Raw genomic sequence first — 13155 nt, 5'->3', positions numbered from 1 at the left:
AAAGGGGTCCACAGTGTGTCTGATAGCCTATTCAACTATTTTCAAAGCGCAGGTGCCATGCCAATGTTAAAAGACGAGCCGGTCGGCCGCATCCGCTCGATGGGCGAGTTTTTTGCGCTCGCAAACGCCATGGAGCAGGACGCCGCGGCCCGATACGTCGAGACGGCGCGGCAGCTTCGCGCGCAGAGCGAGACGGCGCTCGCCGAGGTCTTCGAGGGGCTCGCGGAGACGGAGCGCGGACACGTCCGCGAGATCGGTCAATGGGCGGAGCACGAGGCGTCACGGGTGGGTAGCGCCCTGCCGTGGCCCATTCCGGATACGTTCGATGCGACGCCGGATGAGATGGCCGGTACGAAGTTGCTCACGCCCTATCAGGCGCTGGCCTCGGCGGTGCGCCACGAGCAGCGCTCGTTCGCGTTCTGGACCTATGTGGCCGCGCATGCGGACGCGGGTGAGGTCAAGGATGCGGCGGAGCGCATGGCCCTCGAGGAGCTCGAGCACGTGAGCCTTCTGCGCCGTGAGCGGCGCAAGGCCTTCCATGCCGGCCGTCTCGGCGGGCAGCCCGCCGGTGAGGGCGCGGTCACGCTCTCGGCGCTGGCAACGATCGAGCGGCGGCTCGCCGACCTCATGGAGAGCGGGGGAGATGCCTCCGCGGCACGGGAGGCGGCCGCGAAGCTCGAGGCTCTGCATGCGGAAAAGCCCGTGCAATTCTCGGCGTCCGCCGTTCCTGCCGAGCGGATGAGCGATGCCGGTGCGCTGGCCGAATATCTGGCGGAGGCCTATCTGCGCCTCGCAGAGAGCACGCAAGACGGGGCCGTGCTCAGCGCGGCCCAGGAGCTTGCGGCGGCGGCGATCTACCGGTTGGGTATGCTCAAATCGGAAACGCGCCCCTGAGACGGGGCTCGCGACAGCTCACTCCCTGAACCCCGGCGGGGCCTTGTGCCATGGCGAGCCCGAGCGCCCGAGGTTGAAGCCGTGCTGAAAGAGCTTGGTCATGTATTCGGGATCGAAGGGACCTCGGTACGGCTCGGTGAAATCGTCGTCGATGTAGGCAAGATTGTAGCCGACGCCGTCCCGCCGGGTCGTGAGGTAGATGCGGAAGGTGTCGTTGAGACCGTTGGCCGCGATCATGGTCGCGGCGGCTTCCGTCGCCACCGATATGGTCCGGCGCTGGACGTCGGTTTCCTCCCGGAACAGCCGGCCGTTGCGGATGATGTAGGCGACGCGCTCGCGCTCCGTGCCCGTTGACCGATCGAAGCTGAAGGTCGCCGGGTAGAGGAACGCCTGAGCCATCGCGCCGCCGTCGACGTGCATTTCTTGATAATCCACCCCGCCGTGGCTCACGTCCAGCATCACGGGCGGGAAGACGCCGGGAATCGCGGCGGACGCCATCAGGATGTCGACGATGAACTCGCGTGTCTTGGGATGGCCGCTTGCCGCGATGGCGCCGATGTCCCAGATCACCGGGCGGCCCTGATCGAGGTTGGTCGTCATCACCAGAAGCAGCCGGCCCTTGGCGTACTCCTCGGCAATGCGCCGGACCATCTTCCGGTCCACGAAGCCCGTGATCATGCCCCGCAGGGGTGTGCTGTCGGTCAAGGCGTCGGCGCTGATGGCGGCGATCAGCGGGTTGCGCGGCTCAAAAATATTATAGGCGCTCGTCGTCGTGTACACCTGCTCGAGGGCATAATCGTAGTCGGGCCCGAGGAACACGAACGGCGCCGACAACGCTCCGGTGCTCACGCCGGTGACGAGCCTGAACTGGGGTCTGTTGCCCCGCGCGGTCCAGCCGCACAGCAATCCGGCACCAAATGCGCCGAAGTCTCCGCCGCCGGAAATCGCCAGGAAGGTGACTGGAGGGAGCGGAGACGTCGTTGCCTTGGTGCCGAGCGAGCGACGTTCTTTTTCAAGGGCTTGCCGGCCGAGAGCTTCGAGACGCTTGCCGTCCGTATCAGGATAGTAGCGGGCGCTCGGAAGATCGAAAGGGGTGGCCTCGCTGGCAAGCGACAGGGGAACGGGCGGCAGGCGCCCCATGGTGGCGCACCCCGACAGGGCCACGAGCGCAAGGGCCAATAAAATCCGAACTCCTACCAAGCTTCGCCCCCGTCCCTATGCGTCGGCATAGAGTTCCCCTACGGACTCCCTGCGATCTTTCGGTTGAGACCCTAAGCAGAAACATCCGGCCGGTTCAACGGAAACAAATGCCGGCGCACAGCCCCAGTTGTCACCAGTTCTTTTTTCAGTGTGCCGCCCGGAATATGGGCCTACTCGCCCGTGCGGGGCCGTTTGATCCGTCTCAATGAGGCCGTGGCCCTTGCGCGCCAAACCGCGCATGCGTAGAGAGGCTCGATGAGCCGCAGCCCATTTTCCGCCGTCATCGTGCGCTGTATGCAACACCAATCCCTATGCCGATATTCGGTGTTGCCAATGTTCACGGGGCTAAGGGGTTGCGAGATAATCGATCTTCGAATAGGAGATGATGCAACCAATGATCGATCAGCAGGCCATTTTCAAGATGTCACCGATGCGTAGCCGACTTGGTTTGAGCGCCCTCGCCTTGAGTGCGATCGTTATGTGCGGGGCGACAGCGTCGGCGCAAAACGCTCGCATGGTGGCGGGAACCCTCACCTGCCGCGGTAACGGCACCATCGGTCTCATTCTGGGCTCCAGCCAGCGCATGGATTGCGTTTTCCAGCGCTCCAAGGGCGGGGCGAAGGTCAATTACACGGCGAGGATCACGCGCATCGGCCTCGACCTGGGTGTCACCGGGCGCAATACGATGGTCTGGACGGTGCTCTCGTCGACGACTGATCCGGAGGCCCGCGCGCTCGTCGGCCGCTACGGTGGCGTCGCCGCCAACGCCTCCCTTGGCGTCGGAGTGGGGGCGAATGCGCTCATCGGCGGCTCGAGCGAGTCCATCGTGCTGCAGCCGCTGAGCGTCCAGGTCCAGACGGGCGTCAACGTGGCCGCCGGCGTCAAGGGGCTGACGCTCAGCCGTTGAGTCGACATATTGTTATCCGATACGTCGACCCGAGACAGACGCGGGCGTGTGCCTGCGGTTCTCCATTCAGCAGAAACGGAAGGCAGACATGCAGCACACAGCAAAGCTTCATCGTGTTCGCTCGGTCGTGAGCGCTACGCTTGTTGCGACGCTCACGATTACGCTCCTTGCTTCGGCCGCCGAGGCCCGCCGCGCGCGTAATGCGGTCAAAGGAGGCGCGATCGGCGCCGGCGTCGGCGCGCTCGTCGACGGCAGCAGCGGTGCCAGAACCGGACTCGCGGCCGGTGCTCTCATCGGCGCCGTCCGGCGCTAAGCACTTCGGCGCTAAGCACGACGGGACATGATTTTCTGATCTCGCGATCGATCAGAGCGGGAAAACATCCGAGGCGTACACCATGAAAAACTACTGGTTGTCGTTGTTTGCCGTGCCGCTCGTTCCGCTTTTTTCGACCTCGGTCCTCGCCGATGCGGAGGCTGAGAAGTATGTCGATGACGCGTTGCCGTTGACGTACCACACCTGCCAGAGCGTGGTCGACGAGAGCAATGGCGACAGCGCCTACGTCGACACTGTCGTGCGGGCCCTGGTTGCCCTATCCCTCTACAATCGCGAAGTCGACATCGAGCAATTGGCGAAGTCGGACGATGACAAAAAGGGCCTGAGCGACAAGTTCATCGCGAAGATGGCGGAGGGCTGCAAGGAAGACCCGAATGCCCTTCTGGCCGGTGTGATCGACGACGCCGTGGCGGAGGCGCTCGCCTCCAAGTGAGGCCATCCGGAGGCGGGGTGGGCGCGCTGCCCTCCTTGCCGATCCGGCTTTCGTTTGACGCATTTTTTTAGCCGGAAGCGGTCTGAGATCGCTTCCGGCTTTTTCTTCGTCCTGCCGTCGCTATGCTTCGATCCATGCGCGCCGCCACACGGCCGCTTGCGCCGGCGTCCCCAAAGTCCGGCCCGGAGGAGAGACGCCTACTTGCGCAGGCTCACGAGCGTTCCGCCCTTGTCGCCGATAAGGCGCAACCGCCCTTCCGGCCCCACCTCGAAACGATGAATGGCTTCGAAAGCCTTCAGGAGCGTGTGCTCCTGGTCCATGAGCGGTTGATCGCAGGCCATCATCGATGCCCCGGCCGGCGAGAACTTCAATCCTTCCCCGCTCAGGCTGAAGCTGCCGATAAACCTGTTGCAGGATCCGTTGCCATGGATGCGTCCGTCGGGCTCGAAGGTGAGTGTGGGCTCCGATCCCGCAACGATGGCCGTTCCGCCGATCTCCTCGATGCGCCAATCGCCGCGAAGGAGCGCTGCCGGCTCTCCGCCGCATCCCGTGAGCCTGCGGTCGCCGATGACCACGGTTGCGGTTTTCGGGTGCTGCATTCCCGTCATCGTATCCGCGCACACCTCGTCCGCAAGCGAGAGCGTGAATGGCCGGCCGCCAACTGTTGCCGCGTAGATGGCGACGGCGTTCGCCGTCGTCGGCTGGGGCACGGGCTCGATGGTGAAATTTTCGCCGTCCATGGCGCGGAAGGTGATCGCGCTCTCCGAAACCTCGATATGCCAACCGGGCTCGTTTCCGCGCGCCGTGAGGCTGGCCGCTTCTCCGCTGTCGATCGCGGCGAGGGACAGCGCGAGACAGGGCGCCGCGATCCGAAGGGCGGACCCGAGGCTTACGCGACGGAAGGATCGGATTTCAGTTTTCGTGATCATGGGGTCTTTGGTCTCCGGGTGATCGGGTGCCGGCGAGCGTGGCCGGGCGCTTTTCATGCAAAAGCGCCGGTCCAGGCCCGGCGCAGTCCACGGTCGAGATGGTCCGCCAGAACTGCGGCCGTCTTATGCTCGTGTCGGGTCTCGTCATCTCGCGGCGCGCAGTCTCGCGCGACGATCGGATGATCGCGCGTTGGCACCGTCATGATGCAGGGCCTCGTTGGTCTTGACCCGACGCTCCGGATCGGAATCCCGCCGCCACCTGTCGCATACGGGGGCAACCTCACGGTGTTGCGGGCAGGGGATGTCTCCGCCTGCCCGCATCTCGCTTACAGCGCAGCGGCCTTCGGCTCCAATGGCGCGGGATGCTGTTCGCTGCCGTTCGCGCCTTTGAGGCCCCAATAGACCTGATCGAGGCCCGTCGCCTGATCGTCTTCCGAGACCTTGAGACCAACGGTTCGCTCGAGGATAAAGGCCATCACCGCCGCGGTCACGATGCCTGCCAGCAGGCAGACGACGATGCCGACGACCTGCATCATGATGCCGATCTCGCCGTGCTGGAAGGCATAGGGGCCTTCCTGGATGCCGAAGTAGCCACCGCGCGGCGTGCCGGCCTTGATCAGCCCCACGGCGAGGAGGCCGAACGTTCCAGCGCCCAGGAACAGCGGGAACAGCTTGTGCTCGTCGATTTCGCGCCGGAGCGTGAACTCATAGATCGCCCATGCGGCGAACGGAGCGGCGAGCGCAACGAGGAACGTCTGCCACGGTGCGTAAACGTCGAAACCGGGAGCGCCGGCAACATACCCGGCCAGAGGTCCGAGCAGCAGATAGGCGTAAGAGCGCTTCCAATAGGCAATGATCGCGCCCGTGATCGCGCCACCTGCCCATGCCAGCCCATAGTTGTTGAAGGCGATCCCGACGCTGGTATTGGCCATGGTCACGCTGACGGCCAGGGCTTCAGGATCGAAGAAGAACAGGCAGGACAGGATCACCATCGGCAGTCCGGAGAAGATGGTGATGAGCCCGGTCGCCGCCAAACCAATGCTGGGCGCATCGTAAGACGGGACTTTCGGATGCGGCTTGAACATGCCCGGACGCTGCCCGAGCTTGGGCACCAGCACGAGAGCCATGCCTGCCGGGAACATATAGACGAAGCTCACGCCGAAGAAGTCGTGGAAGCCCAAATTGGTCAGCGGGCCCACCGAGCCCCAAACGAAAAGACTGAGTGCGGAGGAAACCAGCGTCGCAACGATGCACATGACGTAATAGGCCAGCGGCTTCATCCGTTCCGAGACCGCGAAGTGCAGAAGCACGTTCACGATGCCGGCGAAGCAGGCCAGGAAGAAGATGAAAATCTGGAACGTGTTCAGGCCCGGAAAGACCGCCGGGTCGACATATTGCGCCACGCCGTTGGCCAAGGGACCGCCCAGCCACCAATCCCGCAATGAATCGGCCAGCGTCGCGTTCTATACAAAGTAGTACTGCGCCGCCCAGAAGCCGAAGCCGATGAAGAAATAGACGGTGAACCCGATAAAAAATCCGACAACCTTCTCGATTGTCGAATTAAATACGCTGACGCTGCGCGTGGTTCCCGCATCGATCATCAACAGGCCGACCACGACCAGAATTGCACCAACCGTTCCGGATGCATAAATGAGATTTTGAACCAGAGAATTCAGTGTGACTTGTGCTGCAAATATGGATTCTGCTTCCATCGCCTCTCTCCTTGCTGGCGTCGTCCCTAGTATGTTGAGCGGATCCGGTTTTCACCCCCGGCGTCCTTGCATCCGCATGCGAGACTCTCGCCCGCCTGCGGCAATCGGATTGCAATCCGCCGCGTCAGGAGAGAGAGCCTCTCTCCTGAGAAACGGTTTCCAAAAATAGCTATTGCGGCAGTCCTGCCAGAAATGCGTTCTGGTCGGGGGCAAGCGCTGCCCCCGACCAGGCCCGCGCGCACGGGAAGGAAGGATGTGCGCGCTAGGTTGCGGGATGCGTTCTGAGCCGCATCGGGTCATAGAACGGCATGCGTACGACCGTCGCCTGATACTCGTCGTTGTTCACGCGAACGACGAGTTGCGTGCCAAGCTTGGTGTATTCCGGCGCAATCTGAGCCATGGCCAGCGACTTCATCAGGTGCTGCGAAAACGTCGTGCTGGTCAGCACCCCGACCTCTTTTCCATCGGCGTAGACCGTGGAGAGCGGCGGCAACGCGTCGTGATGCCAGACTTCGAGCCCCGTGATGAACGACCGCTCCTTCCCCTTCTTGTCGATCAGGGCCTGCTTTCCGATGAAATCCGGTTTCGAGAGATCGACGGTCCAGTCCGCGCGCACTTCCCACGGCGTCGTGTCGACGTGGGTCATGTCGAACGGGAAGAACAGGAGACCGCCCTCGACGCGGATGATGTCGAGGCACGACCAGGATACGGGCGTGATGCCCTTGTCTTTGCCCGCAGCGAGGATCGAATCCCAAAGGAACGGCGCATCCGCCGAGCTGCAGAACACCTCATAGCCCCGTTCGCCCGAGTATCCGCCCCGAGCGAGGGAGACCGGCCGGCCGAACAATGTCGTCTTCTGATGATGGAAGTAGGCCAGATCGGCGAGGTTCATCGGCGTGTGCGGCGCGAGGGTCTCAAGCGACAGCGGCCCCTGAAGAGACAGGATGTGGACGTCGTCATCGCGCGCCACCGTAACGTCGAAGCCTCCTTTTGCAGCCGCAGCCGCTTCCTCGAAGCCTCCGCCGCCATGGGAGACGCGGTATTTTCCGTCGCCATCGACGTAGACGAGAATGTCGTCGACCAGAGCGCCGTTCTTGTCGACAATATTGCTGATATGCGAATCCCCCGGCTTGGCCTTCGATATGTCGGTCGTCAGGAGATGATTGAGGAACGCCACGGCGCCGGGTCCGCCGACGTTGACGATCTTCAGCGCCGAGACATCGAACAGTCCGGCCTTGTTGCGGACGATCTCCGCTTCCGCATAGGGGCATGCCAGATAATTCTGCGGCACCGCCATATCGTTCCAGGAGGACGAAAGATCCGAGCCCAAGGCCTTGTGGCGGTCGTTAAGAACCGAATTGCGTTTCGTCATTTCATAGAACCTTCCATTCTGGGTGTTGGGGGTCTCGTTTTTCCCGAGCGCGGCGCGCCGGTCTCATCGAATATCTTGATGCGCGGGGCCGACGGGTCGGCCGCGGCGGCGCAGCGTGGTGTCAATGTGTCAGAACAGCTCGCGCGATTTTACGGAAAACTAATGCCCGTAATCGAAGGCCGACGCCCTGGCGGCTCCATCCGATATTGCGGATTGTGGCGATCGATCGTTTGCAAAAGAGCGCCCGAGCCGGAGTTGAACCGGCTCGGGAACCGTAGCGCAATCAGCCAATGGTCTCGCGGTCGCTGAGCTTGGGATAGGTCTCGTGCCCCCAAACCTGGCGTTCGCGAATCCACGGCTGCGCCCGTTGCGGATTGGAGGATTCGAACTCGCGGGCGATGCGATGACCTTCGAACACCGCTTGCGCGATGAGACCGGGCGCGAAGCAGTCACCTGCCTGATAGATCGCCTGAATCTCCTGCTTCGCCCATTCGTCCTTCCGCCTGGAAAGCTCGCGCCACAGGCTGTCGTTGGGAATGCGCGCCGTGCACACCACGATGGTGTCGAACGGCACCTCCACGACATCGGTCCCGGCGCGACGCGGCAGCTCGCCGGTCTTGGGCCCGGGGATCCGACGATAGCCATCGCGGAACAGGTAGTAGGCGGTGGCCTTGCCCGGCTCGACCTTCGTCAACCAGTGGCTGGTCAGCTCGTGGATGTGCTTCTCGTACATCATGCGGTGGAGGTTGGGCGCCTCCAGCGTGAAGTGCGTATAGGGCGCAACACCCTTGAGAGGCGTCAGGATCTTCACGTGCTTGCCCTGATCGGCAAGATACTCGGCCATCGACACGCCCGTGAAGTAACCGTCGCAATCGACAACCAGGACGTTGTCGCCGACCGGCTTGTTCTCGAGCAGGATCTGCTCCGGTGTGCACACGTAAGGCAGCGAAGCGTCGATGCCTTCGACGGGAGCGTGCGTGACGAAATTGACGCCGTCCGTCGCCCAATGCGACCCCGTCGCGAGGACGACCTTGTCCGCGCCGTAGCTCAGAACATCGTCCGCCGTCATTTTGCCGACGCCGGTATGCACCTCGACATTCTTGAGCTTCTGGAACTGGAGCTGCCGATAGACGGCGACACGACCCCACTCCGTGAGTCCCGGATACTTCACAACCTTGCGGATGCGACCGCCAATTTCCGCCTCGGCTTCACGCAAGTGCACGTTATAGCCACGCTCGCCGAGAACGCGCGCGCACTCCATGCCGGCCGGGCCGGCACCGACGACCAGCACCGAGCAGGAAGACTTGGTCTTGGAGAACTTCTCCGGATGCCAGCCGCGGCGGTACTCCTCGTTCGCGGTGGCGTTCTGCGTGCAGATCATCGGCGGCCCGCCGATTTCCCAGCGGGAGATGCAGACGTTGCAGCCGATGCACTCGCGGATATCTTCGTAGCGCCCCTCCTCGATCTTCTTGGGGATGAACGGATCGGCGATCGACGGGCGGGCGAATCCGAGGATGTCGAGGCGGCCTTCGTGAATGCGCGCCGCCATGTCGTCAGGGCTGGTTTCGCGGCTGACGCCCAGCACAGGCACCTTGGCGACGCGTTTGCAGTCGTCGGTCCAGTTGCGCTGATGTCCCGCCTTGTAGAAGCGCGAGGGGCCTGCGTCCTCGCCCCATTCGGCAATGTCGCCGACATTGAGGTCCCAAAGGTCGAGCAAGCCCTTGCCGTCGACGAGCTCGACGAACTTCACGCCCTCATCGAGCGCCTCGACGCCATCGGCGCCGTAGAGCGTGTCGACGGCAAAGCGCGTGGCGATCGCCGCCTCGTGCCCGACGGCCGCTTTCACCTTCTCGAGCGTCTCGATCCAGAAGCGTGCGCGGTTCTCGAACGAGCCGCCGTACCCGTCGGTGCGCCGGTTGTAGTACTTCGAGAGGAACTGCAGGGGCAGGTAGCTATGGGCGCCGTAGACGTAGACGATGTCGAAGCCCGCCTGCACGGACCGCTTCGCCGCTTCGACGTAGAGGTTCTGCAGATGCTTGATGTCGTCAAGATCCGCCTCGTGGCAGTAGGTCAGGTATTCGAACTCGGACGCCTGCGAGGTCGGGCCATAGGAGACGGCGCGCGATTCCATGCAGGGCGCATGCGAGCCGCCGTACCACAGCTCGACACCGCCGAGCGCCCCGTACTTATGGAGGCTGTCGTTGAGGTGACGCAGGTTGATGACGTCGCCTTCGTCCCAGATGCGCGCCGAAACGCGATGGCAATCGTCCGATTCGGGCGAGATGGAGCAGTATTCGGTGCAGCATGCACCCCATCCGCCTTCCGCCTTCATGCCGCGATGGCCGGCCTGGGTTCCGGGCCTCTCCGAGCCGGCGCCGATGCAGTGCGGCACCTGATAAAACCGGTTCTTCATCGTCTTCGGGCCGATTTTGATCGGTTCGAAGAGAATGTCGTGTTTAGGGTTTCTTGCCATCCGAATTTACTCCTCCCGTAGTGAAATTGAACCAGAATGGACCAATTTTGTATATTTTGGTTCAATTTATACATCTAGTAGATCTGCTTTTTTTGCTTGCGCAACCCCAAAATTTCTGTTTGGACCAAAAAAGCCCGACATGGGAAGAGCATCTCTGCAGCGCGAAATCCGCGATTTATAAGCCTATTACACAAGTCGTGATTAGCTAAATTGTGCCTACCGCATAACAAATACCAATGGTATAAAATGGTTGATTTCTGTTGGGCCATCTAATATCAATTCTAAATATTGCATCGCAATAATGATGTATTTGAACCAGAACGGACCAGAAGAACAGGTCGATGGGACCGTTTGCGGCGGAGGAGGGCCCCATGCGTCGTCCCGGCCCGCATCGTTCGAGGGAAAAAGTCCATGAGCAGGAGCAGCGAGGTGGCGAATCGCGCGGATCGCGGCGACGTCGGTACGATCGTTCCCCCTTGGGAGGTGAGCACGGCCAACCACCCGCTCATCAAGGAACGCGTGAAAGCCGCGGCGCTCGGAATCTTCAATCAGATCGCGACGGGGCAGTACTCGTACGGGACGCGCCTCGCTTCGGAGAGGGAGCTGGCGCTCGAGTTCAGGCTGAGTCGTGCCGGCGTGCGGAAGGTGATCGGGTTCCTGGAGACCTACGAGGTCGTAAAGCGCCATCCGAACAGCGGAACATTCGTCGTCTACGCGCCTCAGCAAGCCGCGCCGGCGCGCGCCTCGATCCCTGCCGACGGCGGAGCGCAGAGCCTCGATATCAGTGCCGTTGCCGAGACGGCGTCACCTTTTGAAATGAATATCCTCTGCTCCATCATAGAGCCCGAAATGGTGAGGCTTGCCGCGCTCTATATGTCGGTTCGTGACCTGGCCGATCTTCGCAGCATCCTGGATGAGATCGAGAAGATCGTCGTCGATGCGAAGCAGTTCGCGCACCTCGAGAAGAAGTTCCTCATGAAGATCGCGGAGGGGACCCACAACAGGCTGCTCGGCACCGTGTACAGGATCATCACCGAAGTCCGCCAACAACCCCACTGGTGCGCGACACGCATTCAGTCGCTGCCCCCGGAGCGGATCGCCGAAAGCCAGAACCGCCTGAAGTCGCTCTACACAGCGCTCGAGAACCACGATGCCGAAAGCGCGGCGGCGTTCATGAAGCTCGTCATCGCAGGAGCACAGGACGACCTGTTGAACAGCAGGCTCTAGGTTGCGTACTCACTATTCGGTGGGACATTGATGAGCCAAGACAAGCCAAGCGCCAGGAGCATGACGCCGCCCAGCCCCTGCACCTTGGCTTGTCTTGGCTCACCCCGCAGGGGCGCGGTCCTTTCGCGCTTCCGGTTCGTCGCGAAAGCTTGCAAACCATGGAGGTTTGCTGCGCTTTCGCTCATGCCGGCGGCACGAAAGTCCTCGCGTCAATGCCCCACCGAATAATGAGTACGCAACCTAGGCGTCATCGGCTCAGCGCCAGGCGTTCCTCACGCTGGTCCCACATGAGGTTCAGGGCGCGCAAGTGCTTGATGAGCAATTCCCGGTGTTTGTTCCACCAGTCGAGCGGAGAGCCGAACTCGACGATGCGCGCACGGCCGTCGCGGATGGCGACCACGGGCCAGTCCCCGACCAGTGCGTTGTCGATGCCGAACAATTCCTTTCCCCACCATGTCGCCTCGCCGAAGACATGATTGCCCTTTCCGCCGATCTTCATCATGGCGAGGATCGTCAGCGGCTCGACCGTGCGTGCGCGCTCCACCGCTGATTTCCACATTTCGAGAATGGCCGCATATTCCCACGACACGGCGCTCCAGGCCCCTGGATAACGCCTGCAGAACTCCTGGTGGAAGCGGTTTGGTTGGGCGAAGTTTATTTTCGTCTCACGGAGCCGCGGATCATCGAAATCGGGAAACTGGAAAACGAAATTCTCCATGAATTGCGGGCTGGTCTTCTCGATTAAAGCCGAATAATTATCGCACGTGCATGATATGATCCGACCCTGGAAGCCGCGCTTGTAGGCTTCGATCGTCATGGCGTGCACGAACGGCTCATAAGCCGTGTCCCAGCACAGAACGTCTGGCTTCTTCTCCAAGACCCCACCGATAATATCGGACACGTCGCTCGTCTCTGCGGGGAACAGGTGCTCGTCAATGAGTTCCAACCCCGCAGCCTCGAATGCGGCCCGGTATGTGGCAACAGATGGAAGACCGTGTGCGTCGTTCTGGGTGCACATGGCAACGGTGCGGAGGCTCGGATCGTCGCGCACCAACCAGTCGACGCCCGTCACGTTGTAAATGGGGTGCACCTCACACGGCGCAATCAACGTCCGCGCATCGGGTGTCAGGTCGCTCGGCAGAAGCGTGGTCACGAGCGTTCTCGTCTGATTGATGAAGTCCCGTAACGGGCGGGAAAAATCGTTTCCGCCCAACATCATCAGAATTTGCACGTCGTGATCGATGATCAGCTTGCGGGCTCCCGCCAGCGCTTTGGCAGGCTTGAACTCGGTGTCGTAGGCGATGACGTCGACCCGATAACGACGGTCGCCGACGCGCATGCCGCCGTTTTCATTCACCCAGTCCTGCCAGATGCGGCACCCTTGGTATCCGGGCTCGCCCCAGGATTTCATCTTGCCCGACAGCGGCGCCAGCAATCCAATTCGCAAGAGTCGCTGGCTATCGATAACAGTCCGCGGAAACGCCAGAGACAGAGTTGATGCGAGCGCGGATCGAGACAGCATGAGGCATCCTAGATCAATCGATGGTCCTATGTGTTGCACTGAGGCTGCCGACTTTCAATGCGGCGGTTCCTGCGCCCCCTGGGCCCGGATGACGTAACGGCGCCCCCTGGCGGGCGGATCACCCCTCCGGCCCGGAAAGCGCTCCATCTGGG

General features: G+C 62.1%; 12 protein-coding genes. 5 read left to right on the top strand and 7 right to left on the bottom strand.

Going from position 1 to position 13155, the window contains the following annotated elements; all coding sequences use genetic code 11:
- Window positions 1-57 precede the first annotated feature (57 nt).
- Window positions 58-894, top strand: a complete 837-nt coding sequence (locus V7082_RS04625; RefSeq protein WP_334146443.1) for a ferritin-like domain-containing protein — start codon at window positions 58-60, stop codon at window positions 892-894.
- 18 nt (window positions 895-912) lie between these two features.
- On the opposite strand, the gene V7082_RS04620 is transcribed toward V7082_RS04625, so the two are convergent.
- Window positions 913-2073, bottom strand: a complete 1161-nt coding sequence (locus V7082_RS04620; RefSeq protein WP_334146442.1) for a patatin-like phospholipase family protein — start codon at window positions 2071-2073, stop codon at window positions 913-915.
- 403 nt (window positions 2074-2476) lie between these two features.
- On the opposite strand from V7082_RS04620, the gene V7082_RS04615 reads away from it, so the two are divergent.
- The 3 genes from V7082_RS04615 (at window position 2477) to V7082_RS04605 (ending at window position 3768) form a co-directional block, all read left to right on the top strand.
- Window positions 2477-3001, top strand: a complete 525-nt coding sequence (locus V7082_RS04615; RefSeq protein WP_334146441.1) for a DUF992 domain-containing protein — start codon at window positions 2477-2479, stop codon at window positions 2999-3001.
- A gap of 88 nt (window positions 3002-3089) precedes the next feature.
- Window positions 3090-3314, top strand: coding sequence for a hypothetical protein (locus tag V7082_RS04610; RefSeq protein ID WP_334146440.1), 225 nt, complete (start codon window positions 3090-3092; stop codon window positions 3312-3314).
- Window positions 3315-3396: 82 nt separating this feature from the next.
- The gene (locus tag V7082_RS04605; protein WP_334146439.1) at window positions 3397-3768 is read left to right on the top strand and encodes a YmgD family protein; all 372 of its coding nucleotides are present in this window, start codon (window positions 3397-3399) and stop codon (window positions 3766-3768) included.
- A gap of 197 nt (window positions 3769-3965) precedes the next feature.
- On the opposite strand, the gene V7082_RS04600 is transcribed toward V7082_RS04605, so the two are convergent.
- The 5 genes from V7082_RS04600 to V7082_RS04580 form a co-directional block, all read right to left on the bottom strand.
- Complete coding sequence (locus V7082_RS04600) at window positions 3966-4697, bottom strand: META domain-containing protein (protein ID WP_334146438.1); 732 nt, start codon at window positions 4695-4697, stop codon at window positions 3966-3968.
- Between the two features lie 326 nt (window positions 4698-5023).
- Window positions 5024-6112, bottom strand: coding sequence for an ammonium transporter (locus V7082_RS04595; protein ID WP_334146437.1), 1089 nt, complete (start codon window positions 6110-6112; stop codon window positions 5024-5026).
- Window positions 6113-6160: 48 nt separating this feature from the next.
- The gene (locus V7082_RS04590; protein WP_334146436.1) at window positions 6161-6409 is read right to left on the bottom strand and encodes a hypothetical protein; all 249 of its coding nucleotides are present in this window, start codon (window positions 6407-6409) and stop codon (window positions 6161-6163) included.
- 262 nt (window positions 6410-6671) lie between these two features.
- Window positions 6672-7781, bottom strand: a complete 1110-nt coding sequence (locus V7082_RS04585) for an aminomethyltransferase family protein (RefSeq protein ID WP_334146435.1) — start codon at window positions 7779-7781, stop codon at window positions 6672-6674.
- A 283-nt stretch (window positions 7782-8064) separates the two neighbouring features.
- On the bottom strand, window positions 8065-10254 hold the full coding sequence (locus V7082_RS04580; protein WP_334146434.1) for an oxidoreductase: 2190 nt from the start codon (window positions 10252-10254) through the stop codon (window positions 8065-8067).
- Window positions 10255-10665: 411 nt separating this feature from the next.
- Between V7082_RS04580 and V7082_RS04575 the strand changes: the two genes are divergently transcribed.
- Complete coding sequence (locus tag V7082_RS04575) at window positions 10666-11481, top strand: FadR/GntR family transcriptional regulator (protein ID WP_334146433.1); 816 nt, start codon at window positions 10666-10668, stop codon at window positions 11479-11481.
- 247 nt (window positions 11482-11728) lie between these two features.
- Here the strand turns inward: V7082_RS04575 and V7082_RS04570 are convergent, their stop codons facing one another.
- Window positions 11729-13003, bottom strand: a complete 1275-nt coding sequence (locus tag V7082_RS04570; protein ID WP_334146432.1) for an ABC transporter substrate-binding protein — start codon at window positions 13001-13003, stop codon at window positions 11729-11731.
- Between the last annotated feature and the right edge of the window lie 152 nt (window positions 13004-13155).

The organism is Hyphomicrobium sp., assembly GCF_036833075.1.
In the GTDB taxonomy this organism is placed as follows: Bacteria; Pseudomonadota; Alphaproteobacteria; order Rhizobiales; family Hyphomicrobiaceae; genus Hyphomicrobium_C.
The sequence above is the reverse complement of the archived record's forward strand: the minus strand, read 5'-3'. Positions and strand labels throughout refer to the sequence as shown.

What these genes read in the sequence shown, in the direction of transcription:
- V7082_RS04575 (WP_334146433.1), top strand. Translation starts at nt 10,666, where the DNA reads ATGAGCAGGAGCAGCGAGGTGGCGAATCGCGCGGATCGCGGCGACGTC.
- V7082_RS04610 (WP_334146440.1), top strand. Translation starts at nt 3,090, where the DNA reads ATGCAGCACACAGCAAAGCTTCATCGTGTTCGCTCGGTCGTGAGCGCT.
- V7082_RS04625 (WP_334146443.1), top strand. Translation starts at nt 58, where the DNA reads ATGCCAATGTTAAAAGACGAGCCGGTCGGCCGCATCCGCTCGATGGGC.
- V7082_RS04615 (WP_334146441.1), top strand. Translation starts at nt 2,477, where the DNA reads ATGATGCAACCAATGATCGATCAGCAGGCCATTTTCAAGATGTCACCG.
- V7082_RS04585 (WP_334146435.1), bottom strand. Translation starts at nt 7,781, where the DNA reads ATGACGAAACGCAATTCGGTTCTTAACGACCGCCACAAGGCCTTGGGC.
- V7082_RS04605 (WP_334146439.1), top strand. Translation starts at nt 3,397, where the DNA reads ATGAAAAACTACTGGTTGTCGTTGTTTGCCGTGCCGCTCGTTCCGCTT.
- V7082_RS04590 (WP_334146436.1), bottom strand. Translation starts at nt 6,409, where the DNA reads ATGGAAGCAGAATCCATATTTGCAGCACAAGTCACACTGAATTCTCTG.
- V7082_RS04580 (WP_334146434.1), bottom strand. Translation starts at nt 10,254, where the DNA reads ATGGCAAGAAACCCTAAACACGACATTCTCTTCGAACCGATCAAAATC.
- V7082_RS04600 (WP_334146438.1), bottom strand. Translation starts at nt 4,697, where the DNA reads ATGATCACGAAAACTGAAATCCGATCCTTCCGTCGCGTAAGCCTCGGG.
- V7082_RS04570 (WP_334146432.1), bottom strand. Translation starts at nt 13,003, where the DNA reads ATGCTGTCTCGATCCGCGCTCGCATCAACTCTGTCTCTGGCGTTTCCG.